The sequence below is a fragment of the Tenacibaculum adriaticum genome (genome assembly GCF_008124875.1).
Taxonomy (GTDB): domain Bacteria; phylum Bacteroidota; class Bacteroidia; order Flavobacteriales; family Flavobacteriaceae; genus Polaribacter; species Polaribacter adriaticus.
Genome location: NZ_VNIA01000003.1, coordinates 263,411 through 289,139, shown reverse-complemented (window position 1 = coordinate 289,139; position 25,729 = coordinate 263,411). Strand labels below are relative to the sequence as shown.

The window sequence follows — 25,729 nt, the reverse complement described above, 5'->3', positions numbered from 1 at the left end:
TTAATTCTGATTTAAATTAAAACTCCATTTTTTAGTTGTGCTATATTGCAAACAACCGTTTTGAACTTCTAACGGACTCTCGAAGTTATTTGTAAACAAACCTCCTGTTCCGAGTCCTTGCGGCATCTTACTTTGCAATGTATACGTCCATTGTGCAATAGCATTCAACCCAACATTACTTTCTAATGCCGATGTAATCCACCATCCAATACTTTGCTGTTCTGCTAATTGAATCCACTCGCTACTTCCCTTAAAACCGCCTACTAAACTTGGTTTCAAAATAATATATTGTGGTTGTATTGTTTGTAGTAAATCTTGTTTTTTTGTTACAGAAAAAACCCCAATTAATTCTTCATCTAAAGCAATTGGCAACGGTGTTTTTTCACATAAAAAAGCCATTTCTTGCCATTGACCTTGTTTTATAGGTTGCTCTATAGAGTGTAAATCGAATTCTGATAAACGAGATAGTTTCCCTAAAGCTGTTGATGGATGAAAAGCTCCATTTGCATCTACTCTTAACTCAATGTCTTTTGATGAAAATTCGTTCCGAATGTATTTTAGTAAATTAATTTCTTCCTCAAAATCAATCGCTCCTATTTTCATCTTTATGCATGAAAACCCCTCTTTAATTTTTTGTTTAATCTGAGATTTCATAAAATCTCGATCTCCCATCCAAATTAATCCATTGATAGAAATTGAATCTTTTCCTGAGGTAAAATTTGAAGGAAATAATAAAAATTGATCTTTACTTTTTAATGATAAAAAAGCTTGTTCTAAACCAAATTGAATTGAAGGGAAGTCTACCAGTTCTCCCAACAAGAAATTCAATCCTTTATTGATATTGTCACAAACCCATTGTAGCTTTTCTTCATAATCGAGACTATCGTCTACACTTAAACCGCGAAACAAACCACATTCTCCAATTCCTTGCTTACCATCATCAGACAGCATTAAAAAATAAGTTTCTTTAGTTCTTAAAACTCCTCTTGAGGTTCCGCTAGGTTGCTTAAAATTTAAAATGTATTTATGAAAAGTAGCCTTTATCAAAATTTATGTATAATTATTGCTTTTCTATAAGCGCTTTAAAATTATTTAAATAGGCTAGATTTTGCTCCTTAAACTTTGATTTAAAATAAGGAAATACACAACTCAGCAAATACTTATCGCTTTTACAAGTTGATTTATTAGTGATAATTGTAAATTCTCCATCAGAAGTAAAAACGTAGTCATCTGTCTTTAACATATTTCCCACCTTATAAAATAAGGTAACTTTTTCGTTAGGTACAAACGCTAGAATTTTTTCGTTCATCACAATTTCTTGACCATTATTTTTAATAATTATCTTATAAGTACTACCTGTTTTCCCTGGTTTTTCTTCAAGCGTGTCAATAGATTTAAATTCTGGAATCCATTCTTTTAATTTTGAAGGATCATTAAACAATGTAAAAACGTCAGCAATCGGTTTCTCTATTTTTACCTGAGTTGAATAACTTGTTTCTTTAACTATTAAACCCGTAGAGAAAAACACCACTGCTACTGTAGAAATTATTCCTAAAATAATTTTGATTGCTTTCATTTTATAATTCTATTGACGATCCTATTTCTAATAAAATCAATTCTTTTTGATCGCGTTTAAATATATCTTTTGCTGCCTGAGTATCTATTTGAATTGGAGGAAATGTATTGTAGTGACACCCTATTACTTTATCACATTCAACAAACTCACTTGCCAACATCGCATCATTAATTCCCATAGTAAAATTATCTCCAATCGGTAGAATTGATGCAGTAATTTTATTATGCATAGGAATCAATTTCATGTCCATTGTTAATGCCGTATCTCCAGCAACATAAAGAGCTTTTCCTTCTGTCTCTATTACAAAACCTCCTGGTTGTCCACCGTAAGTACCATCTGCAAAAGAAGAAGTATGAATTGCATTTACATATTTAGCTGAAAAAACATCCGTTTTAAAAGTTCCTCCATGATTTACACCATGACCTTTTAAATTTTTAGCTGTGTAATAATTTACAATCTCAAAATTAGAAATAATAGTTGCCTCTGTTCTTTCTGCAATATGTTCTACATCTAAAACATGATCTTGATGTGCATGTGTTAACAAAATATAATCAGCTTTAACTTCATCAACTTTGATATGAGCAGCCAATGGGTTTCCTGTAATAAATGGATCTATTAAAATATTTGTCCCGTTGATTTCAATACCGAAACACGCGTGACCGTAGAAAGTTATTTTCATAAGGTAAAATGATTTAGTTGTACTGCAATTTACAAAACTTGTCCCAATCCAAATAGAATCGAAAACAAAAATGTACTCAACGCCACTTTTTTAAGTTCACCGTCTAATTCAATCTCATTTTTGTTTTTAGCAACAAACAGTAAATGTTTTACTAAAGGAAAATAAGCTAAGACAAATAAAAACTGAAACGGAGAGTGAAAATGAATTACAGTATACAAAAGAGCAAATAAAAAAGAAGATCCAATAAGATAATAATGATAATATTTTGCAAATTCAGCTCCTATTTTAACTACTAATGTATTTTTACCCACTAACGCATCGTTTACTCGATCTCGCATATTGTTTAAATTTAACACCGCTGTAGATAACAAACCGATTGAAAATGCTGGTAAGAAAATGGTGAAATTAAGCTGTTTTGTATATAAAAAATAGGTTCCTACAACTGCTAACAAACCAAAGAATACAAATACGAAAATATCTCCAAAGCCACTATAACCATAAGCGGACTTACCAACGGTGTATTTAATCGCAGCAACAATAGAAGCTATTCCTAACCCAAAAAATAATAGAGAGAACAAAAAATCTTCTTTTCCGAAGGAAACATAGATTAACAATAAAGCAACTATTAATGTAAGAACTGTAGTAACAACCATAGCTCGTTTCATTTGTTTTGGAGAAATCACTCCTGATGATACCATTCTTGCTTCTCCTTTTCTGTTATCATCTGTTCCTTTTACACCATCTCCATAGTCGTTTGCGAAATTGGATAGGATTTGGAAACCTATTGTAGTTAAAATTGCTAACCAGAAAATTGAAGTTTCCCAAGGATACCATTTAGAGAATTCCATAAAGGACATTGATTGAACAGTGTAATCTATATGTAACACTCCTAAAAAACTCCCAACTATAATACCAGAAACTGATAGTGGCAATGTACGTAAGCGTGCTGCTTTAAGGTAGTTTTTAATCATTAATTATTATAAAAAACACTTTTATTACTTTCTGAAATAGCTTGTTCTAAACTAATCTTCTTGTTATTTTTTAGAGGTAAAATGAACGCATCTTTTATCCCTATTTTTTTGATATCTCTCATAAAAATTTTAGCTTGTTCTAACGATGAAAACTCTCCAATAGAATAAGTGTATAAATTTTCATTTGAAGACCTTTTAAAGTTTTTTAACTCTTCTTCAGGATAGCTATCTAAATTTAAGCCTTTGAATGCTCCAATTTGTATGGTAAAAACAAGTCTACTTTTATCTTTATTATTTTCTCTTAGCTTTTTTTCTTCCAAGTATACCCTATTAATACTGTCTACTTTTAAATCATAAAACTTCTTTTGACTTAATGTAAACTCATTAATATCTCCTTTAGATTGATATAACATAAAGCCAAGTAGAAGAATAAGCAAAGACAATATTAATATAATGAACTGTCCGTATTTTTGCTTCTTAAGGTGTTTATTGTTCTTTAATTTAATATCAATAAATCCTTGTCTTAATTCTTCATTTTTAACAGATAAATTATCTACTTCATCATACAACTTTACTAAATCTTCTCCTTCAATAAAGGGCATATTTTATGACTTTAATAGGATTATAAATTATTTGCTTCAGCAATTAACTCTGCAATATCTTTTACTTCTATTTGGGCTTCTTTTTCTTTGAATTTAACTCCATCTGTCATCATCGTATTACAATAAGGGCAGCCTGTTGCGATAATTTGAGGATTGGTTTCTAAGGCGTCTTCTGTTCTTAAAACATTTATATCCTTATCTCCTTTTTCTGGCTCTTTAAACATTTGCGCTCCTCCTGCCCCACAACATAATGCAGTAGATTTATGACGCTTCATTTCGGTCATCTTAACCCCTAAACGTCGAATTAATTCACGTGGTGTTTCATATACATCGTTTGCACGCCCCAAATAACAAGGATCGTGATAAGTTAATCGTTTTCCTTTTAAATTAACATCATCAATAGTTAATCGATTATCAGTAATTAATTTACTTATAAACTGTGTATGGTGATATACTTCGTATTTCCCACCCAATCCTGGATATTCATTTTTAAAAGTATTAAATGAATGTGGATCACACGTTACAATTGTTTTTACTTCGTAAGCATTTAAAACCTCTATGTTGGTCATTGCTTGCATTTGAAATAAAAATTCATTCCCTGCACGTTTTGCGGCATCCCCTGTTGAACTTTCTTCTGTACCCAACACTGCAAAATCAACATTAGCCATTTGTAAAATTTTCACAAATGCTCTGGTAATTTTTTTTGCTCTATCATCATAACTTCCTGCAGCTCCTACCCAAAACAACACTTCTGGTTGCTTACCTTGAGCCATCATTTCTGCCATTGTTGGTACGTTCATAATTCTTTATCGTTTAATTGTTGAACTATTTTTTTAACCTCTAGACTATGCTAGAGATGATAATTACTTACTGCTAACTAGAATAATTAATCTCTTAATTTTCGTCCTTCCAGTTTAATCTATCTTGTTGGCTATATTGCCAAGGCGCTCCATTGTTTTCGATGTTTGTCATCATCATATTCAATTCTTGTGGAGCTGCTGATTCTTCCATCACTAAATAACGACGCATATCCATAATAATAGATAGTGGGTCGATACCGATTGGACATTCTTGTACACACGCATTACAACTTGTACATGCCCACAATTCTTCTGGCGATATATAATCGTTTAATAATTGCTTTCCATCATCTTTAAACTCCCCTCCGTTAGCATCTATATTTTTACCTACTTCCTCTAAACGATCACGAGTTTTCATCATAATAGCACGAGGAGATAATTCTTTTCCTGTAAGATTCGCTGGACAAGATGAAGTACAACGACCACACTCTGTACACGTATACGCATTCATTAACTGAACCCAGTTTAAATCGGTAACATCGGATGCTCCAAACTTTTCTGGCACTTCATCCTCTGCTCCTTCTTCTGGCATCGCATATGGATCTGCATCTGGATCCATCATCATTTTTACTTCTTTGGTTACCGCTTCTAAATTTGTAAACTGTCCTTTCGGATTTAAATTTGCAAAATAAGTATTTGGAAATGCTAGTAGAATATGTAAATGCTTAGAAAAATATAAATAATTTAAGAAAATTAAAATCCCTACAATATGTAACCACCAAGCTGTTTTTTCTATTGCATGAATTGTTTCTGCTGAATATCCATCAAACCAAGGCGCAATAAATTGTGAAATTACATTACCTACACCAGCTTCTTGAAAATGAATATCTGTAGCATTCATAATTAAGAATAAAGACATTAACACCATTTCGAAGTATAAAATGATATTACCATCTTTTTTTGGCCATCCTGTCATTTCTTTATTCCAGAAACGTTTTACTTTTTCGACGTTTCTACGTAACCAGAAAATAATAACTGCTACTAATACTAAAGCCGCTAAAACTTCAAAGTTACCTATTAGAAATCCGTAAATAGCATCTCCTAAAACTGGTTGGAAGACTCGATGTGTACCAAATAACCCGTCTATAACAATTTCTAATAATTCAATATTAATTAAGATAAAACCTACGTATACAATAATATGCAAAATTCCTGATAACGGACGGCGAACCATTTTATATTGCCCAAGAGCAATTTTCGCCATATTTTTAAATCTTTCTGGCTTTCTATCATTTCTATCTATGTCTTTTCCTAATTTAATATTTCGGATAAGCTTACGAACATTCATTGTAAAATATCCGATTCCAGCAATTAAAATAAGCGCAAAAAAGATGTTTGGTAGGTATTTTTCCATTTGAAATTATCTATTAAAGAGGTTAGTCTTTTACTTGACTATTGCTTATGTTACTATTATTATTTTCTTCGCTATAAGGTTTTGGTTTCTTACCAAAAAGAGAAAAATGTACAAATCGTTTTGGATTTAACTTCATTTCTCGAAGTAATTCTTCCATTTCTTTAGAAGCATTGGTTAAATTAGTGTACATTTTCTCGTCGGTAATTAATTTACCTAGTGTACCTTTACCATCTTTTACATTTGCTAATAAAGCATTTACATTTTTCAAAGTTGTTTCTAATTTCTCAACTGTTTCACCCAAGTTAGCCTTTGTTAAATCTTCTGATACTTTTGAAAAATTTTCAGTAATCTTTTTCGTATTAGAAAGTGTAGCATCAAGATTTGACTTGTTATTTTCTAGTAAGGAGTTTACAGAAGCTAAAGTTTTACGCACGCCATTAACAGTGCTTTCTAAACCAATTATACTTCTATTTAAACTTTTTCTTGATTTTTCATCAAGCACTTTATTCAACCCTATTAATAAGGAATCAGCCCCTACCAACACATTATCAAGTTTTCCTTGTATGGGATTTAATTTTTCTCCAACTGAATCGAAAATACCTAATTCTATTTCTCCTTTTAAATAATCTCCTGAAACAGCATCCTCTCCTTCATAACTAGGAATGATTGCTAAGTTTTGGCCTCCCATTAAACCCGCTGGATAAATTTTCGCAATACTATTTTTAGAAAAACGAAAATTATTTTCTATAGATACGCGTACCAACAAATGTCCTTTTTTGTCTGTTTTAGGATTAAAAGATATCTTTTCTACCTTACCTACTTGCAACCCATTTATAGTAACAACACTTGCTTCATTTAACCCATTTATATTGTTATATTCAACATAAAAATGACGAGAACTAGGACTAAATAAATTCTGACCTTTTAAAAAATTATAACCCCAGATTCCTAGAGCAATAATTAATACCGATATAATTCCTGTTTTTAATTCCTTTGACATAATTTAGCATTACCAAAGACGAAATTACTAATAATTTTTGGTAGAACAGATTAGATTGTCTCTAAATTATTGCTTTTTTAAAGCTTGGTTTAATGGTATTTTCACTCCATCTTGAAATGCAACTACAAACGCTCCTTTATGCCCTGCTTGTTTCACTTCTTTCAACGCCTCTTTAATACCTTCAAAATCAGATGAACTCCCATAGTAATACTTATAATACTCATCTATCATTTTCATTTCTATATTTTTCAGTCCTTTGAAATTATATGGCTCTGTTGGAATAAATTTTTTTGAAGCAGCAACCTGAACTTTAAACTCTAAATAGGGTGTTGTAACTATTTTTGGTACTTTAACAACTGTAGCTACAGTTTTCTCGTTGTCTTGTTTGGTAAGCTCTTGGTTTGCTTTTTCAACTTCCTGTTTATTGTTTTCTGATGCTTCTTTTACCACACTTACTTCTTCAACTACTTTTTGAACGGTATTTAGTTTTAAATTTTTAATATATTTTTCAATAGCCTTGGCTATGGATTTCGCCATTTTAATCTGTCCGTCTTTTGAATTTAAAAACTTTCCTTCAGCTTTATTTGTTAAAAAACCTAGCTCAATTAACACACTTGGCATTACAGTTTCTCTTAAAACTAAAAAATTATCTTGTTTAACACTACGATCGTATCGTTTTACCTCAACAAAATTATTTTGAATTAATCCTGCTAATGTTAAACTTTCATCTAAATTTTCCTCCTGTAACACTGATAAACCAATCACAGATTCTGGTGAGTTAGGATCATAATCATAATTTTGCTTATAATCATCCTCTAATAAAATTACGGCATTTTCTCTTTTCGCTATTTCAAAATTTCCTTGATTACCACGCAAACCTAAAACAAAAGTCCCTGCTCCATGAGGATCTGATCTATGAAAAGCATCACAATGAATAGACACAAACAAATCAGCTTTCTCATCATTGGCTATTTTTGCACGGTTATGTAATTCTATAAAAACATCTTTATCTCGCGTTAAAACAACATCAATATCATTTAAATTTCTTAGCTCTCTTGCTACAGCCTGCACCACTTTTAGCGCTATATACTTCTCTTTAAATCCATTACCTAAGTTTCCTGGATCCTTACCTCCATGACCTGCATCTAAAACTACTTTATATTTCTTCTGCGAGTGAGAAGACATTGGAAACAATAATAAAAAAGAGAAAAACAACATTAAAAACAAAGTTGTTTGTTTGGTAGTATATTTGTGAAAATTTTGGAATTGCATCAATAAAAAATTAACTAATTTTGGCTTTCATAATTTGGCGCTTCAAATATTGAGCCATACATTTACTTAACACAAAAATAGTATTTATAGTATTGAAAGCAAATCTATCGTACATACTTTTGATTTTTTATCTTTTTTGTTTTCAATTAGGTAACTCCCAAGAGCTTGGGGAAAAGATAATTCCTACTCAAAAAACTAAAAGAGACACTCTCATTCCCAAAAAAAATGATTCTATCAAAAAGCTTTTGTTAACTAACAAAACAGATAGTTTAATCACTAAAAAAAAAGATACTATTGTTGCTGATTCTATTAAGAAACCGAAAGAAGTTATTGATGGAATTATAACCCACAATGCAGAAGACTACACTATTCAAAACGCTAAAAATAAAACAGTTACACTTTTTAACAAAGCACATGTAACCTATCAAGATATAAATTTAAAAGCAGGTAAAATTATTGTTGATTATAAAAACAATACCGTTTATGCTACTGGATTTAAAGATAGCACAGGTTATGTGCAAAGACCTGTTTTTAAACAAGGAAGCCAAGAATCCGAACAAGATTCTATCTTATTTAATTTTAAAACAGAAAAGGCACTTATTTACGGTGTAAAAACTATGCAAGGAGAAATGATTACCTATGGCGAACAAACCAAACGGGTAAATGATTCTACTATTTACATGCGTAAACTACGCTTTACTACTTCCAAAAAAGAAAATCCTGATTACTATATCGCTACTAACAAAGCTAAATTAGTTCCTGGTAAAAAAATTATTGTAGGTGGGAGCAATTTAGTATTAGCAGATGTACCCACACCAGTATATCTCCCTTTTGCTTATTTTCCGTTAAGTCAATCTAGAACTTCTGGTTTTATTATCCCTTCTTGGGGGGAAAACAACCAGCAAGGTTTTTTCTTGCAAAACGGAGGGTACTATTTTGCTATTAATGACTATTTCGATTTACAAGTTACGGGTGATCTTTACTCCAATGGGAGCTGGGCTATAAATACTGAGTCAAATTATTCTGTTCGTTACAAATTCTCTGGAGGATTAAGGTTTAGATACCAAAATTTAATCACTGGAATTCGTGGTTTTAGTGATTACTCTAAAACCTCTAAATATAATATAACTTGGAGCCATAATCAGGATTCTAAATCAAGTCCAAACTCTCGTTTATCGGCTTCTGTAAATTTAGGAAGCAGTAAGTTTTATAAAGAATCGTTAAATGAAATTGATCAGTCTCAGTATCTAACTAACACTTTTAATTCATCTATTAGTTATTATAAAAAGTTTGTTGGAACGCCATTTAACATGAACGTTACTATGACACATAGTCAAAACTCCAACACTGAAGTTATTAAAATGACATTACCTTCTTTACAATTAAATATGGATAGAATTTACCCATTTGCTGGTAAAGGTGGTGTTAAGAAAAATGCCTTACAAAAAGTAGGATTAAACTACAGTATGCAAGGTCAATATTTAATCAACACTACAGATGAAGAGTTTTTTACGTCTAAAATGTTTGAGGAAGCAAAAACAGGAATACAACACAACGCAAGCGCAAATACGAATATAAAAGCTTTTAAGTTTTTTACTTTATCACCAAATATGAGCTACAAAGATGTTTGGTATTTTAATAAAATAAACAAACATTATGATCCAAATATTTTAAATTCTAATGGAAATTTAGGAGCCGCAGTTAATGACACTATTAGTGGCTTTACTCGTTTTAATGAATATAATGTTGGCGTATCATTATCAACTAATATTTATGGTACTTTTAATTTTAAAAAAGGACGACTAAAAGCATTACGCCATACAGTTAGACCTTCAATATCTTGGAGCTATCGACCAGATTTTGCAACACAACATCAACTTGAAGTTCAACAAAGTGCGGACCCTAACAATATTTTAACCTACACCCCTTTTGAGAGTGGTATTTATGGCCAACCGGGAAGCGGAATTTCAAATTCAATAGGAATTAGCTTGAATAACGTATTAGAAGCCAAAGTGAAACCTAAAGATGAGGATAGTGATGAAGAGGATAAAAAAGTTATGATTTTAAACAATTTAAACTTTAGCACGAGCTACAATATTGCTGCAGATAGTTTACGTTGGAGTAAAGTGAGTTACTCTGCTAGCACACGATTATTTAAAGATAAAATGGCGGTCAACTTATCGGGAAGTTTAGATCCTTACCAAGTTACTTCAGAAGGAGTGCAAATAGATAAATTCAACCCTTCAATTTTCAGAATACAGCAAGCTACTTTAACTGCAAACTATAGTGTTTCTAGCAAGGATTTTGACAACAAAGAAGATGATAATGAAAGTAAGAGTGGTAACGGTGCAGAAAATAATCCTCCAGATGTTTTAGGAACTGATATTAACCCTACAAATGGTTTTCCAAATCAAAGAGCCAGTGCCAATAAAAAAGATACTGAAAAAACAGCTAAATTATACCATGCAAACATTCCTTGGAATGTAAGTTTTGTATATTCTTCAAGTTACACCAATAATGGTTATAGTATAGCGGGCATACAATCGCATACTTTAGGTTTTAGTGGTAACGTTGAATTAACTCCTAAATGGAAAGTAGGTTTTGCTTCAGGGTATGATATTCAAAGTGGTGCTTTTTCATACACTCGTTTAAATTTCTCGAGAGATTTAGATAGTTGGCGTTTTAATTTTAACTGGATTCCTTTCGGAACCAGAACTTCGTACAACTTCTTTATTGGAGTGAAATCATCAATGCTAAGCGACTTAAAATGGGATAAAAATAAACCACCAGATAGAACACTTTTTTAAACTAAAAACTTATGAAAAAAATAATAACTACGGATGATGCTCCTACTCCAATTGGCCCATATAACCAAGCCATTTTAAGTGGAAACACTTTGTATACTTCTGGTCAAATTGCGATCAATCCTATAACAGGTGAATTAGTTTTAGAGGATATCTTTTCTGAAACGAAGCAAGTAATGGAAAATATGAAAGCGGTTTTATCCAAAGCTGAAATGACTTTTGAGAATGTCGTTAAAACTTCTATTTTTATTTCTGACATGCATAACTTCTCAGCAATTAATAAAGTTTACGCAACCTATTTTAATGAAGCGACAGCACCCGCAAGAGAAACAGTAGAAGTTGCTAATTTACCCAAATTTGTAAATGTGGAAATTAGCATGATTGCTGTTAAATAGCAGTAAGGCTTTTAGAACTAAAAAAAATAATATAATATAAAAAGGAAAGCTTATCACAGCTTTCCTTTTTATACCGCTTTCATTAATAACTCTGCAGTCGCAGGGTTTGTTGCTAACGGAACATTGTGTACATCACACAAACGCATTAACATAAAAATATCTGGCTCATGTGGATGTTTCTCCAACGGATCTCTAAAAAAAATAACCATATCACATAACCCTTCGGCAATTCTGACTGCAATTTGCGCATCACCTCCATAAGGTCCTGATAAAAACTTTCTTACTTTAAAACCTGCTTTTTCTACTTTCGACCCTGTGGTTCCTGTAGAAATTAAATCTATATTTTTTTGATGCAAAATTTCAGCGTGTTCATTTAAAAACTGAACCATTTCTGCTTTTTTACCATCATGTGCTATAATTGCTATTTCCATATATTTAATTAAAAAAGTAAAATCCTGCTTTTCGCAGGAAACAAGATATAAAAAATCCCGCAAAAAGCGGGATTTCTTATTTCATTATAATGAAGCCGTATGCTCGACCAAATCTACAATTTTAGTTGCATAACCATACTCGTTATCGTACCAAGAAATCACTTTAAAGAAATTTTCGTTTAACTCTAAACTTGCTTTTGCATCAATTACCGACGTTCTTGTTTCAGTAACAAAATCTTGAGAAACGACCTCATCTTCTGTATATCCTAAAATTCCTTTTAGCTCACCTTCAGAAGCTTCTTTTAATTTCGCTAATATTTCTTTTAATGAAGTTGCTTTTTTAGTTCTAAATGTTAAGTCAACCAAAGAAACATCCGCAGTTGGTACACGAACCGCCATTCCTGTTAATTTACCTTTCAACTCAGGAATAACTTTTGTTACCGCTACCGCTGCTCCTGTTGTTGTTGGTATCATATTATTTAACACAGAACGACCTCTTCTCCAATTACTATTAGGACTATCTACTGCATCTTGACCAGATGTTGCAGCGTGAATTGTAGTCATTAATCCTTCTACCAAACCAAAGTTATCTTGAATTACTTTTGCCAAAGGTGCTAAACAGTTTGTAGTACAAGAAGCATTAGAAACAATAGTTTCACCCGCAGTCATACCTTTGTGATTTACACCCATTACATACATATTCGCATCTTTAGATGGTGCAGAAATAATTACTTTTTTAGCTCCTCCTTCTAAATGTAGACCTGCTTTTTCTTTCGTTAAAAAGAAACCTGTAGATTCTATTACATAATCTGCTCCAACTTCATTCCATTTTAAGTTTTCCGGATTTCTATCCGCAGTAACACGAACTGTTTGCCCGTTAACTACTAAATGCCCGTCTTTTACTTCAACTGTTCCGTTAAAACGACCATGAACAGAATCATATTTTAATAAATATGCTAAATATTCAACATCTAACAAATCGTTAATTGCTACTACTTGAACATTATCTCTTTGCATTGCAGAACGAAACGCTAAACGTCCGATTCTTCCAAATCCATTAATTCCTATTTTTATCATGTCTTTTGTTTGTTTATAAACTATGTGGTCATAATATCAGAAACTCGTAAGAGCTCCATATCTATTTCACATTGACCTTTAATTGCTTTTTCTAAATCGGTAGTACTAACTTTATCATTCTTTAAACCTACCATTAAATTCGATTTACCATCTATGAGTAACTCAACTGCTTTTACCCCTAATCGACTTGCTAAAACCCTGTCAAAACAAGTTGGCGAACCTCCTCTTTGCATGTGACCTAATACGGACACTCTTACTTCATACTCAGGCATATTTTCCTCGACATATTCAGCTAATTGATATACGTTTCTACCAGATTTATCTCCTTCTGCTACTACCACAATACTTGATGACTTTCCAGAACGACGACTTTTTTTAAGTGACTCTAACATTCTGTCTAAACCTAAATCTTCTTCAGGAATTAAAATTTCTTCTGCTCCCGCTCCAACACCTGTATTTAAAGCTATAAAACCTGCATCACGTCCCATCACCTCAACAAAGAACAATCGGTTATGTGAAGATGCTGTGTCGCGAATTTTATCAATCGCGTCCATCGCAGTATTTAAAGCTGTATCGTAACCTAATGTATGAGAGGTTCCGAAAATATCATTATCAATAGTCCCAGGAATACCAATTACTGGAAAGTTGTGCTCTTTATTAAAAACAACACCCCCTGTAAAAGAACCATCTCCTCCAATTACCACAAGACCATCTATATCATGTTCTTTTAAATTGTCGCAGGCTTTTTTTCTTCCTTCGGCAGTCATAAATTCTTTAGATCGTGCTGATTTTAAAATCGTCCCTCCTTTTTGAATAATATTATTTACACTTCGTGCTGTCATAGTCACAAAATCGCCTTCTATCATTCCTTGATAACCTCTATAGATACCAACACATTCCGTACTATAGTATGCACATGTACGCACTACTGAACGAATCGCTGCATTCATTCCTGGAGCATCACCTCCTGAAGTCATCACCGCTATTTTTTTTAGTTTTTTTGTCATAAAAATCGAATATCAAATTTACTTAATATTTATCATTTTTAATCAAAAAAATGCGAAATCGTTTTCGATATTCGCAAAGATTTAACATTATAAAATATTTAGTTACATTTAGCGCTTAAACCAATACTATGAATTTAAGCATCTTAGATTACGCAATTATTATCGGGTTTTTCCTTATCTCTTTATTAATAGGGTTATGGGCTTCAAAATCGGCTGGAAAAAACAGTTCTGAATTCTTTTTATCTGGCAGGAACATGCCTTGGTGGTTATTAGGAGTTTCTATGGTTGCAACCACTTTTGCTGCAGATACACCTGGTTTAGTAACCGAGTTGGTTCGTAAAAACGGCGTTTCTGGTAATTGGGTTTGGTGGGCAATGCTACTTACAGGTATGTTAACCGTTTTCTTTTATGCTAAATTATGGCGAAAATCAGGAATTACAACCGATTTAGAGTTTTACGAATTGCGTTACTCAGGTAAAATGGCAAGTTTTTTACGTGGTTTTAGAGCCATATACCTCGGTGTAATCTTTAATATTATTACCATGGCAGGGGTTTGTTTAGCTGGAGCTAAAATTGCAAATATTTTATTAGGAATCTCTCAAGGAGAAATGCTTATATATTCATCTATAATTGTTGTAATCTATTCCTCTTTAGGAGGATTAAAAGGTGTTTTATTAACTGATTTTGTACAGTTTGTAATTGCAATGATAGGTTCTGTTTGGGCCACCATTTATATCGTAAATCTACCAGAAATTGGTGGACTCGACACCTTATTAACTCATGAAGGTGTTAGTAGTAAATTAGCAATGTTTCCTGATTTTTCTGATAAAGAAGCATTAATAACTTTATTTATCATTCCGTTCGCTGTACAGTGGTGGAGTACTTGGTATCCTGGGGCAGAACCTGGTGGTGGTGGGTACATAGCGCAACGTATGTTAGCTGCTAAAGATGAAAAAAATGCGACTTGGGCAACCTTATTTTTCAATTTTGCACATTTTGCTTTACGTCCATGGCCTTGGATTTTAGTAGGTTTAGCATCTTTAATTTTATTCCCTAATTTAGAAAGTATCAATACTGCTTTTCCTAAATTATCAGCAGAAATGCAAGGACATGATGTTGCCTATGCTGCAATGATGACCTATTTACCTGCTGGCTTACTAGGAATCGTATTAACTTCGTTAATCGCTGCATTTATGAGTACCATTTCTACACAATTAAATTGGGGAAGCTCTTATATTGTAAATGATTTTTACGGAAGGTTTATTAACCAAGAAGCATCGGAAAAACAAAAGGTAATTATTGGTAGAATTTCTACTGTTTTATTAATGGTTTGTGCTGCTTTGTTTTCGTTTTATCTACAATCTGCCAAAGATGTCTTTGACTTATTATTACAAATTGGTGCAGGTACTGGTTTACTATTCATTTTACGTTGGTTTTGGCATCGTATAAATCCGTATAGCGAAATGGCTGCTATGGCGATTTCTTTTGTAATTGCATTGATCTTTTTTGTAAACGGAAAAATGGAAAACCCTATGTTTGAAATTGCTGGTTATTGGCAATTAATAACTGGTGTGGTTATTACTACCATTGGTTGGATTTTAATAACACTTCTCACCCAGCCTACCGATTCAAAAACATTAGATAGATTTGACAACCTAATTTTTGAAGGCGAAGACAAGTTTAAAAACATTGGCGCGAAAATTGTAGCGTTTGTAACCGGAACGATTGGTGTGTATAGCTTCTTATTTGCTACAGGGAATTGGATTTATGGTAAAACTACCTTGGCATTAGGATTTACAGTTTTAACTGGAGTTTGCATGTTTATTTTACAGAGAATTTGGAAAAAGATTTAGTTATTGAAATTATGAAAAAAAGAATATTACTTATTACACTACTTATCTCTAGTATTTCTTTCAGCCAAAACTTATTATCAGGTCAAAAAAGATGGAGTTCTGTTGATAAGTTAACCGTTGATGACTACAAAATTAAAATAAGTGACTCTTCAAACGATGCTATTTACACCCAATTAGTAATATCTCATGAAGCTAAAGGATTTGATTTCTTTAAACGAAATTTAAACCAAAGAGTTAGCTCTATATTTCTAAGAAATGCTTCATGGATTGATACAACTAAAATAAAAGATATTCATAAACATATAGATTTTCAACAAATACAATTTGATTTATCTGAAATTTATACTCGTAAATTCAGAAAGCGCCTCCTAAAAAACAAAAATAAAATAGCTAATGGTTTTAATGTTTTAAATCAAATCAGCAATGAAATAATGGCAGAATTTTCAAATGAAAGACTATTATTAGCAAAAGAAACAAGAAGAGGCCTGAATGACAAAAAAATAGCGGAATGGAAAGAAAAAATTGCACTTGAACTAAACAATTTAAATGAATTTCGATACGAAAACAAAAAGAAAATAAAATTGACGAAATAAAAATAAACCTACTACCCCTTTCAACAAAAGACATTCAATGAAAAAGACAATTACCCTTTTATGTCTATTTATTTCTACTTTTAGTAACGCTCAAGAATTTACCTCGCTAGAAGAAGCCTTAAAAGATCCATCTACTGTAATTGAGTTAGATTTATCAGAACAAGGTTTGAATGAGATTCCAAAGGGAATTGAGCTATTCATTAACTTAAAAAAACTTAATCTTAAAAAGAATAATATTCAAGAAATAGACACGCTTCTTTTCAGCTTAAAAAATTTAGAATATGTTAACTTCTCAAGAAATTCGATTCATAAACTCCCGAAACAAATAGCCTATTTAACCAATCTTAGTTATTTAAGCCTTAGTTATAATAATTTAACCGAGCTACCTGATGCAATTATAGAATTAGAAAACTTGGAAAGATTATACATTCAACGCAATAAGATTACGGAGCTTCCTATCGATTTTGGTGAGTTAAAACAACTACGAAAATTATATGCTTCTCATAACATATTAGCTTTCTTACCTGCTTCATTTAACAACTTAACAAAATTACAAGCCTTAAAACTTCATAAAAACAACCTATACAAGATTTCTGATGTTTTAATTCCTTTAAAAAATCTTCAGCTTTTAAAACTTAATGATAATCAATTTGACGATTACGAAAAAGGTAAAATTAAATTACGTACCCCAAGAAAATGTAAAATTGAATGGGAATAATTACTTTACTGCTTTTTGAAAATTTTTAATTACCTCTTTAATTTCTTTAGCACCAAACACTGTAGGATATAGATCTTTTACAATGTTATGGTAATCAAAATCTATTGCTAATCCGTTTTTAAGATGGGTTAACCCATATTCCTTTTTGCTTAAAATCGTAAACAAACCACAAAGACGATACTCAATTTCCGCAAACTCTTTATATGTTTTTTTTGCTTTGATTAATATTTTTAAAGCATCATCAAATTCTCCTAAAAACAACAAAACATCAGCAAGAGCTATATAAATTTCAATTTCTTCATCACCTAAATCTAAACATTTATAAAAAGCTTTAACCGCTTCTTCATAAAATTCTAATTTGATATTAATATCTGCATACTTACGCCAGTAAATAAAATTTGAATCGTCTATTTGCAACGCTTTGTTTATGTAGTATATTGCTTTATGATAGTTTTCCGCTTCGCAATAGGCATTCGTTAACAATACCCAACCTCTATCTAATAACGGATCTTCGTACACCGCTTTTTTATAGTATTTTATGGCTGTTTCAAAAATAGCTAATTTCTCATAACACTCTCCTATTCTAACATAAGCATATGCAGTGGGATCGTCTAGCTCTAACGTTATTAAATAATTTTCTATTGCCTCTTCGTAACGATCTAACTGTTCTAATGTTTTGGCTTTTTCTAAATATCCGCCAATAAAACCTTCGTCTATCAACACCGAATAATCAAAAGAAGTAAGCGCTTCTTTAAACATCTTCAATTCAAAGTATTGTCTTCCTAACTGATGCCACGCTACTTCACTGTATGGATTTTCATCTAGATAAGAATTTAAAAAACGAATTGCATCTTCATAATTATCTTGCATCTCAAAGCAATATATAATGTTGTATAGAGAAGAGTAATCCTCATAATCTACATCAATACATTTTGCAAAATTTAAACGCGCATTTTCATAATCATCTAAATACATATACTCCATCCCTATCATCGCCCAGATATCTACTGGATCTTCTGCAAATTCTAAAGATCTTTTAAGGAGTACAACCGCTTCTTCGTGTTTTCTGTTTTTTGATAATATGGTTGCTTTCTGAATGAAAACCTCATCATTATGTGGTTCAACCGCTTCAATTTCTGAAAGTAATTGAATTGCTGTTTCTAATCTATCTTCAAAAATAAACAACTCTACCTTTAACAATTTTAAATCTATAGATCCAGGATGCTGCTCTAATCCTAATTGAACTGCTTTTTTAGCTAAAGAATGTTTGCCAATATTTAAATAATGCTGAATGATATCCTCAAATTCGGTGGCATCGAAAAAGTACACGTTGTTGGTTTTCAACATGGATTCAAATTTTGATAGAGACATAGGCTATTGGATTTGAATTACTAGATAAAACTACTACAACAAAGTAGTTTGTTAACATAAAAACTTATTAGTTTTCAACAATTTAATTAACAGTTATCAGTATCTATACCAAACAATTTTTATGATTATTTGTCTATCAGCTTATTGATATGCATTATTATTTTTTCTATATTTGAGAGGTTGAAATGATTTAACTAATTTTTTTATAAACTTTTAAATAATTATTATGAGTAAATTTGATGAAAAAGTAGCACAGTATCAAAAATTTATGGATGACAAAGGCCTTAAATACAATGCTGATTTATTAAAAGCAGTAACAAAAGGTTTAGGTCCATCTATTTATAAAAGAGATGCTGAAACTGTTTCTGGTTCTGATGCTAAAGAGTTAGAAACTGTGAAGAAAAACTTCCTAATAAAGAAATTAGGTCTAAGTGATGGCCCAAAATTAGATGATGCTATCGCTTCTGTTGTAGAAAAAATCGGAAAGTCTGAAAGAAATAAATATAGAGCTGTTGTATATTACATGTTAGCTGTACACTTTAAAAAAGAAAGCGTTTACGGAATGTAAAATTTTCTTTTTATAAAATAAATCCCATTATGTGTAAAATCATGATGGGATTCTTTATTTTTGATATACAAACAAACAACAAATTTATGGCTCAATTTATTAGTGTATTTGATATGCTAAAAATCGGTGTGGGCCCATCTAGTTCTCACACATTAGGTCCTTGGCGTGCAGCACAACAATGGATTCAACAATTAAAATCTTCTAATATTTTTCATTTAGTTGATAACATTAAAGTAGACCTATATGGTTCTTTATCGCTAACTGGTAAAGGACATGCGACAGATTTAGCCATTTTATTAGGGTTAAGTGGTACAGATCCTGAATTTATTCCTATTGATGAAATTCAAAATATCATTACCCAAATTAACAACAAACAACAACTACATTTCAATTTTGAAAAGATGATAGACTTTTCTATTAAAGATGTTGTTTTTAATCGTGAATTTCTCCCTTTTCATGCCAATGGATTAACTTTTAGAGGGCTTTCATCCAAAAGAAAAGAAATTTCTGCCGAAACCTACTACTCTATTGGTGGCGGATTTATAATTCAAGAAGACATCGAAAAGGATGAAGATATAGAAATTACCAAACAAAACTTTCCGTTTCCCATTAACAGAGCTATTGAGCTTGAAGTGTATTGCGAACATCAAAACAAATCGATTTCTGAAATAGTATTTGAAAATGAATTGGTTTTAAAACCTGCCAACGAAATTGATTTAGAGTTACTTCGCATTTGGGAAACCATGTTAGAGAGTATGTATATTGGTTGCCATACCGAAGGTATATTACCGGGTGGTTTAAACGTTAAAAGACGTGCTTACGCTACCCATCAAAAACTCATTAAAGAAGCAGTGTATACGAATCCGCAAGAATGGATTGTTGCTATTAGAAATACGGAAGTTAAGTTTAGAGAAATTTTAAAATGGGTTAGTTGTTGCGCACTCGCTGTTAACGAAGTGAATGCTGCGCTTGGACGTGTTGTTACAGCGCCCACTAACGGAAGTGCGGGTGTAATTCCTGCTGTTTTAATGTACTATTTGGTTATCGAAAATCACGAAGCCAATTTTGAACACATTAAAAAGTTTTTATTGGTTGCTGGTGAAATAGGCTCCATATTTAAGAAAAATGCCACCATTTCTGCCGCTATGGGTGGTTGTCAAGCAGAAATTGGAGTTTCCTCAGCTATGGCTGCTGCTGCGCTTACTGAACTTTTGGGCGGTACTCCATCACAATGTTTAGTAGCTGCAGAAATTGCTATGGAACATCACTTAGGATTAACTTGCGACCCAATTGGTGGTTTGGTACAAGTTCCTTGTATAGAGCGAAATGCCATGGGGGCTATTAAAGCTATCAATGCTGCGGAATTAGCTTTAGAAACAAATCCGAAGGAATCGAAAGTGCCGTTAGATAAAGTAATTGACACCATGTGGGAAACCGCAAAAGATATGAACCGTAATTACAAAGAAACCTCAGAAGGCGGATTGGCAATTACAGTAGGCTTAGCTGATTGTTAAAGCGGTTTACCCATCGCTACAAATTCAAAATCTTCTTTTCCTATAGAAAAAATGTGTTTTCCTACGGAAGAAAATCCGTTTTTAAGGTAAAAGTTAATTGCACGCTCGTTTGTGTGTAATACCGACAACCAAATTATTTTGCTATTAAGTTCTTTGGCTTTTGAAAGTAAGGTTTCTTGCAATTGAAAGCCAATTTTTTTAGACAAAAAATCTTTGAGTACATAAATTTTCTGCAACTGAGACACTCTTTCTTTCTGCAAAATAAATTCTGAAAGTGAATGCACTTTTAATTTAGCATAGCCAACAGGTAATTCATTTACAAAAGCTAGCCAAAATTTATTGTTTTTACTTGCTATTGAGTTTCTAAGTTTTTGAACCGAAAAAGTTCTGTCAAAATAATCGAGTAAATCTTGACGATCTTTAAATAGATGTCCAAAAGTTTCATCAAAAGTTACTCTGGCTAGTAATGAAATAACCTCAGCATCTTCAAATGTTGCTTCTCTGATTTTCATTTAACGAGTAAAAACCAATTCTGTATCTGTAGACATTTCTTCAGAAAAACCATATCCATCTACATTAAAACCTTTTAATTCTTCTAATGTTTCAACATCATTATCAATAATATAACGCACCATTAAACCACGTGCTTTTTTAGCAAACGTCATAATTATTTTATATTGTCCGTTTTTAAAATCTTTAAACACTGGAGTAATCATTGGTACTTTCAACTTTTTTTTAGGAAGTGCTTTAAAATATTCAGCACTTGCTAAATTGACTAACAATTCATCATCACTCATCTCTTCATTTAATGATTTTACCAAATCATCACCCCAAAACCTATACAAATTATCAGCTCTCCCTACTTTTAGTTTTGTTCCCATTTCTAAGCGATAAGGCTGAATCAAATCCAACGGCTTTAATAAACCATATAAACCTGATAAAATGCGTAATTTATCTTGTAATACAGGAAGTTTTTCTTCTGAAATCGTAGTTGCATTTATACCGCGATATACTTCACCTGTAAAACTAAAAATTGCTTGTTTGGCATTATTAGCCGTAAATGGAGTTTCCCAGCTTTGATTTCGTTCATAATTTAACGAAGCCAAATCATCAGAAATCTTCATTAATTCTGACAATTTTTTTCTCGATAAGGTTTTTAGTTTCTTATTCAACTTTGTTGATTGCTCTAAAAACTGCGGAGTTGTATGTAAACTAGTTGGTGCTTTGGTTTCAAAATCTAACGACTTTGCTGGTGATATAATTATTTTCATAAAAAACTTACTTCTTGGAAAGTAAAAATACGACTTTCAATAAAAACAAACGTACAAGCTCTATAGAAGATTAACCTCACACTATAAATATTTTTTATTATTTTAATAGATTAAATTCTGCTTATGAAAAAGGTTAAATTATCTCTTATTCATCATCACAATAAAGACCAAATAGCTATTCGCTTTTCTTATAACAAAGAACTTATTGCTCTTGTAAAATCTATAAAAGGTGCAAAATGGAGTATTTCAAATAAATGTTGGTATGTAGAGAATTCTAATGAAAACCTCCAAAACATCTATACTATTTTAGGTGAAGTATGTAATATTGACACAACAGGTCTTTACGACATAAAAAAATCTAAACCAACCAAAAGAACTCGAATTTTATCTGATGAACAAAAAACACTTCGTTAAAAGTACTTTTTTATTTAAGTAATTCAGCTAACGAATTAAAACCTTTCTCATCTGCATAATTATAAGCCGTTTTTCCTTCATTATCTTTTATAGATATATCTACATTATTCTCTAAAAGTAATTTAACAATATCCTTTTTATTATATTCTGTCGCAAAAATCAATGGTGTAGTCCCTTTATTATTAACTGCATTCACATCTGCTCCATGTTGAATTAAATAGGAGGCTATCTTATTGTTTCCTTTAAAACTCACACCAATTAAAGCAGTATTTCCCGAGTCGTCCTTAGCATCAATCGGCGCGTGATGCTCAATTAATAATTTAGTGGCCATTTCATTATCAAAATACGTTGCAAAAATTAATGGGGTAAAACCACGCATGTCTTTTACCTCTACCAATTTAGGATTTGCCTTTAGTAATTTTTCTAATCTATTATCATCTCTTGTTTGAATACTTTCAAACAAACTATTTATCTCCTTCATTTCCTAATTTTAAAACTAAAAAGGAGTGAGCCTAAAACCTCACTCCTTTTTATAATTACTTTTAATTTATTTTAAATCAAAACGATCTAAATTCATCACTTTATCCCATACCGCTATAAAATCATTTACAAATCGCTCATTAGCATCATCACATGCATAAACTTCTGCAATTGCACGTAATTCAGAATTTGAACCAAAAATAAGGTCTACACGCGTTCCTGTCCATTTTATTTCACCTGTATTACGGTCTCTACCTTCAAATAATTCTTCATCTTCAGAAACTGCCTTCCATGTTGTATTTAAATCTAGTAAATTTCCAAAGAAATCGTTAGTAAGTGTTTCTGGTCGATCAGTAAATATACCATGTTTAGAATGATCATAATTAGCATTGAGAGCTCTCATTCCTCCTATCAAAACAGTCATTTCTGGAGCCGTTAAAGTTAGTAATTGGGCTTTATCCAATAAAAGTTCTTCTGCTGTAGCTCTATAGACCTTTTTAGTAAAATTACGGAAACCATCTATATGTGGCTCGAGAGCTTCAAAAGCTTCAATATCTGTTTGTTCGGCACTTGCATCTGTACGACCTGGAGTAAAAGGCACTTCAATATCTAAACCACCGTTTTTAACCGATTTCTCAACAGCTGCACAGCCTCCTAAAACAATAAGATCAGCTAAAGAAACTTTTTTATTTCCTGATTGAGATTCGTTGAATTCTATCTGAATACGACTAAATATATCTAAAACTTTACTTAATTGTTCGGGGTTGTTAGCTTTCCAACTTCTTTGAGGCTCTAATCTTATACGCGCTCCATTGGCTCCACCACGTTTATCTGAGCCTCTAAAAGTAGAAGCAGATGCCCAAGCTGTAGAAACTAACTCGGCAATAGACAAACCAGAAGCTAAGATATTTTCTTTTAATTCAGCTATATCTTGATCATCAATCAATTCATGATCAACAGGAGGAATAGGATCTTGCCATAGTAATTTTTCTTGTGGCACTTCTGGCCCTAAATAGCGTTCTATAGGTCCCATATCTCTATGCGTCAATTTAAACCAAGCTCGTGCGTAAGCATCTGCAAACTCTTCAGGGTTTTCTAAAAAATGTCTTGATATTTTCTCATATACTGGATCTATTTTTAAGGAAAGGTCTGTAGTCAACATAAACGGAGCATGCTTAACATCAGGTCTATGTGCATCTGGAACTGTACCTGCGCCTTCATTGTTTTTTGGTTTCCATTGATGAGCTCCTGCTGGGCTCTTCGTTAATTCCCAATCATATCCAAATAAATTTTGAAAAAATGTATGACTCCATTTTGTTGGTGTGTTTGTCCATGCTCCTTCAATACCACTAGTAATAGTATCTGCTCCTTTACCACTTCCGAAGCTATTGCTCCAACCCATACTTTGAGCTTCAATGCCTGCAGCAGCGGGTTCCTCTTTTACATATTTTTCTGGATCAGCTGCTCCATGCGTTTTCCCAAAAGTATGCCCTCCAGCAATTAACGCAACTGTTTCATAATCATTCATTGCCATTCGTCCAAAAGTATCTCGTATATAACGAGCAGACTCTAATGGATCAGGGTTACCATTATGTCCCTCGGGGTTTACATAGATTAATCCCATATGTGCAGCGCCAAGAGGCCCTTCTAAATCTCCTTCTGCGTAGCGTTCTTTATTGCCTAACCATTCTGTTTCAGAACCCCAATAAATATCTTCTTCTGGTTGCCAAATATCCTCACGTCCACCAGCAAATCCAAACATTTTTAATCCCATCGATTCATGAGCACAATTCCCAGCCAAAATCAATAAATCTGCCCAAGATAATTTTTTACCAAATTTCTTTTTAACAGGCCACAAAAGTAATCGGGCTTTATCTAAGTTAGCATTATCAGGCCAGCTATTAAGTGGTGCAAAACGTTGAGAACCAGAACCAGCACCACCTCGACCATCTTGTATACGGTAAGTACCTGCACTGTGCCATGCCATACGAATAAATAAAGGACCGTAATGACCATAATCTGCAGGCCACCAGTCTTGACTATTTGTCATTAATTTATAAATATCATTCTTAACCGCCTCTAAATCTAATTTTTTAAACTCTTCTGCATAGTTAAAATCCTTACCCATAGGATCCACCATATTTGAGTTTTGACGCAAAATACTTAAGTTCAACTGATTGGGCCACCAATCTTTATTACTTGTACCACCTCCAGCTACGTGATCCATTTCACTGCTCAAAAAAGGGCATTTTGCACTTGACTCATTTACTTCCCAGGCTTTACCATCTGTTCCATGATCGAAATTATTCTTTTTTTCCATTTTTGATAGATTAAAAATTTAATTAGTGCCCCTAATTTACGATAATCTATTGAATAATTTTTATCTATATTTTTTATATTAAAATAAATATATATTATTCAACAGCATTAAAACATTGAAAAACACACATATATCAATAATTAAAACAACTATCTAAAGAATTAAAAAAGTAAGGAGAAACTAAACATCTAAATACATACAATTTATCTGATTTTTGTAGCTTTATGTATAATTTTACTACTTATAATTAACCTTTTAACCATCTTAATATTAATTCCCTTTATAATGCGATATCAGACATAGAGAAAAACCCCTATTTTTTTATTGATGTTAGAAATAATGGTGGAGGAAATTCTTCAAACTTTTATTCTCTTATTCTATACATCTACACAGATCCAATAATTGATAACGAAACAGTAGAGTTATATGAAACTAAGGATATTATTCAATTGCACCAAGATTTATTGTATTGAGATTATGAAAGATTCTACCCAAATAAATTCAGAAACTATTCAGGCTTTTAGAAAAGGATTAAGAGAAATGAAAAAGCAGAACTAAATTCTTTTATTTCTCAAGGAGAAACTGACTCCTTAATTATG

25 protein-coding genes are annotated in these 25,729 nt (G+C 32.2%); 8 read left to right on the top strand and 17 right to left on the bottom strand.

The features are described from left to right. The 9 genes from C7447_RS10370 to C7447_RS10330 all read right to left on the bottom strand — a co-directional run bounded on the left by C7447_RS10370 (position 1) and on the right by C7447_RS10330 (position 8,314). The gene (locus tag C7447_RS10370) at positions 1-1,047 is read right to left on the bottom strand and encodes an o-succinylbenzoate synthase (RefSeq protein ID WP_148870442.1); all 1,047 of its coding nucleotides are present in this window, start codon (positions 1,045-1,047) and stop codon (positions 1-3) included. Positions 1,048-1,060: 13 nt separating this feature from the next. Further along, a complete protein-coding gene (locus C7447_RS10365) occupies positions 1,061-1,576 on the bottom strand; it encodes an SRPBCC family protein (RefSeq protein ID WP_148870441.1) in 516 nt (171 codons plus the stop codon). 1 nt (position 1,577) lies between these two features. After that, positions 1,578-2,255: a metal-dependent hydrolase gene (locus tag C7447_RS10360; RefSeq protein WP_148870440.1), complete on the bottom strand. Its 678-nt coding sequence runs from the start codon at positions 2,253-2,255 to the stop codon at positions 1,578-1,580. Positions 2,256-2,284: 29 nt separating this feature from the next. Next, positions 2,285-3,226, bottom strand: a complete 942-nt coding sequence (gene menA, locus C7447_RS10355; RefSeq protein ID WP_148870439.1) for a 1,4-dihydroxy-2-naphthoate octaprenyltransferase — start codon at positions 3,224-3,226, stop codon at positions 2,285-2,287. Continuing rightward, a complete protein-coding gene (locus C7447_RS10350; RefSeq protein ID WP_148870438.1) occupies positions 3,226-3,828 on the bottom strand; it encodes an SPOR domain-containing protein in 603 nt (200 codons plus the stop codon). The genes menA and C7447_RS10350 overlap by 1 nt, the downstream gene beginning before the upstream one ends. 20 nt (positions 3,829-3,848) lie before the next feature. After that, positions 3,849-4,628: a (Fe-S)-binding protein gene (locus C7447_RS10345; RefSeq protein ID WP_148870437.1), complete on the bottom strand. Its 780-nt coding sequence runs from the start codon at positions 4,626-4,628 to the stop codon at positions 3,849-3,851. A 94-nt stretch (positions 4,629-4,722) separates the two neighbouring features. Next, positions 4,723-6,042: a (Fe-S)-binding protein gene (locus tag C7447_RS10340; protein WP_246143058.1), complete on the bottom strand. Its 1,320-nt coding sequence runs from the start codon at positions 6,040-6,042 to the stop codon at positions 4,723-4,725. 22 nt (positions 6,043-6,064) lie between these two features. Continuing rightward, positions 6,065-7,042, bottom strand: coding sequence for an MlaD family protein (locus C7447_RS10335; RefSeq protein ID WP_148870436.1), 978 nt, complete (start codon positions 7,040-7,042; stop codon positions 6,065-6,067). 66 nt (positions 7,043-7,108) lie between these two features. Further along, complete coding sequence (locus C7447_RS10330; RefSeq protein ID WP_148870435.1) at positions 7,109-8,314, bottom strand: N-acetylmuramoyl-L-alanine amidase family protein; 1,206 nt, start codon at positions 8,312-8,314, stop codon at positions 7,109-7,111. 245 nt (positions 8,315-8,559) lie between these two features. Between C7447_RS10330 and C7447_RS10325 the strand changes: the two genes are divergently transcribed. Together C7447_RS10325 and C7447_RS10320 are read left to right on the top strand one after the other, a co-directional pair. Continuing rightward, positions 8,560-11,121 (top strand): putative LPS assembly protein LptD, encoded by a 2,562-nt coding sequence (locus tag C7447_RS10325; protein ID WP_246143057.1) that lies wholly within the window; start codon positions 8,560-8,562, stop codon positions 11,119-11,121. Positions 11,122-11,132: 11 nt separating this feature from the next. Continuing rightward, positions 11,133-11,513: a Rid family detoxifying hydrolase gene (locus C7447_RS10320; RefSeq protein ID WP_148870434.1), complete on the top strand. Its 381-nt coding sequence runs from the start codon at positions 11,133-11,135 to the stop codon at positions 11,511-11,513. Between the two features lie 68 nt (positions 11,514-11,581). On the opposite strand, the gene C7447_RS10315 is transcribed toward C7447_RS10320, so the two are convergent. The 3 genes from C7447_RS10315 to pfkA form a co-directional block, all read right to left on the bottom strand. Continuing rightward, positions 11,582-11,944 (bottom strand): methylglyoxal synthase, encoded by a 363-nt coding sequence (locus tag C7447_RS10315; protein WP_148870433.1) that lies wholly within the window; start codon positions 11,942-11,944, stop codon positions 11,582-11,584. 84 nt (positions 11,945-12,028) lie between these two features. Then, the gene (gene gap, locus C7447_RS10310; RefSeq protein ID WP_148870432.1) at positions 12,029-13,021 is read right to left on the bottom strand and encodes a type I glyceraldehyde-3-phosphate dehydrogenase; all 993 of its coding nucleotides are present in this window, start codon (positions 13,019-13,021) and stop codon (positions 12,029-12,031) included. Between the two features lie 20 nt (positions 13,022-13,041). Continuing rightward, positions 13,042-14,028, bottom strand: a complete 987-nt coding sequence (gene pfkA / locus C7447_RS10305) for a 6-phosphofructokinase (RefSeq protein ID WP_148870431.1) — start codon at positions 14,026-14,028, stop codon at positions 13,042-13,044. Positions 14,029-14,156: 128 nt separating this feature from the next. On the opposite strand from pfkA, the gene C7447_RS10300 reads away from it, so the two are divergent. From C7447_RS10300 to C7447_RS10290, 3 genes are read left to right on the top strand one after another with little or no spacing between them, the layout of a single operon-like run. Then, the gene (locus tag C7447_RS10300; protein WP_148870430.1) at positions 14,157-15,881 is read left to right on the top strand and encodes a sodium:solute symporter family protein; all 1,725 of its coding nucleotides are present in this window, start codon (positions 14,157-14,159) and stop codon (positions 15,879-15,881) included. Between the two features lie 11 nt (positions 15,882-15,892). Beyond that, the gene (locus tag C7447_RS10295) at positions 15,893-16,474 is read left to right on the top strand and encodes a hypothetical protein (protein WP_148870429.1); all 582 of its coding nucleotides are present in this window, start codon (positions 15,893-15,895) and stop codon (positions 16,472-16,474) included. Positions 16,475-16,511: 37 nt separating this feature from the next. Beyond that, a complete protein-coding gene (locus C7447_RS10290) occupies positions 16,512-17,192 on the top strand; it encodes a leucine-rich repeat domain-containing protein (protein ID WP_148870428.1) in 681 nt (226 codons plus the stop codon). On the opposite strand, the gene C7447_RS10285 is transcribed toward C7447_RS10290, so the two are convergent. Further along, complete coding sequence (locus C7447_RS10285; protein ID WP_246143056.1) at positions 17,193-18,539, bottom strand: tetratricopeptide repeat protein; 1,347 nt, start codon at positions 18,537-18,539, stop codon at positions 17,193-17,195. It abuts the gene before it with no gap. Between the two features lie 250 nt (positions 18,540-18,789). Here C7447_RS10285 and C7447_RS10280 point away from each other — a divergent pair, with 250 nt between their 5' ends. After that, entirely contained in the window at positions 18,790-19,131 is a 342-nt protein-coding gene (locus C7447_RS10280; protein ID WP_148870426.1) for a DUF2853 family protein, read from the top strand. A gap of 86 nt (positions 19,132-19,217) precedes the next feature. After that, positions 19,218-20,645, top strand: a complete 1,428-nt coding sequence (locus tag C7447_RS10275) for an L-serine ammonia-lyase (RefSeq protein WP_148870425.1) — start codon at positions 19,218-19,220, stop codon at positions 20,643-20,645. On the opposite strand, the gene C7447_RS10270 is transcribed toward C7447_RS10275, so the two are convergent. Both C7447_RS10270 and yaaA read right to left on the bottom strand, forming a co-directional pair. Beyond that, positions 20,642-21,157, bottom strand: a complete 516-nt coding sequence (locus tag C7447_RS10270; protein ID WP_148870424.1) for a GNAT family N-acetyltransferase — start codon at positions 21,155-21,157, stop codon at positions 20,642-20,644. The genes C7447_RS10275 and C7447_RS10270 overlap by 4 nt on opposite strands. After that, positions 21,158-21,916: a peroxide stress protein YaaA gene (yaaA, locus tag C7447_RS10265; protein ID WP_148870423.1), complete on the bottom strand. Its 759-nt coding sequence runs from the start codon at positions 21,914-21,916 to the stop codon at positions 21,158-21,160. A 123-nt stretch (positions 21,917-22,039) separates the two neighbouring features. Here yaaA and C7447_RS10260 point away from each other — a divergent pair, with 123 nt between their 5' ends. After that, the gene (locus C7447_RS10260; RefSeq protein ID WP_148870422.1) at positions 22,040-22,330 is read left to right on the top strand and encodes a hypothetical protein; all 291 of its coding nucleotides are present in this window, start codon (positions 22,040-22,042) and stop codon (positions 22,328-22,330) included. A 10-nt stretch (positions 22,331-22,340) separates the two neighbouring features. Here C7447_RS10260 and C7447_RS10255 read toward each other — a convergent pair whose 3' ends face one another. Beyond that, on the bottom strand, positions 22,341-22,811 hold the full coding sequence (locus C7447_RS10255; protein ID WP_148870421.1) for an ankyrin repeat domain-containing protein: 471 nt from the start codon (positions 22,809-22,811) through the stop codon (positions 22,341-22,343). Between the two features lie 66 nt (positions 22,812-22,877). Continuing rightward, positions 22,878-25,130: a catalase/peroxidase HPI gene (gene katG, locus C7447_RS10250; RefSeq protein ID WP_148870420.1), complete on the bottom strand. Its 2,253-nt coding sequence runs from the start codon at positions 25,128-25,130 to the stop codon at positions 22,878-22,880. Positions 25,131-25,729: the final 599 nt, after the last annotated feature.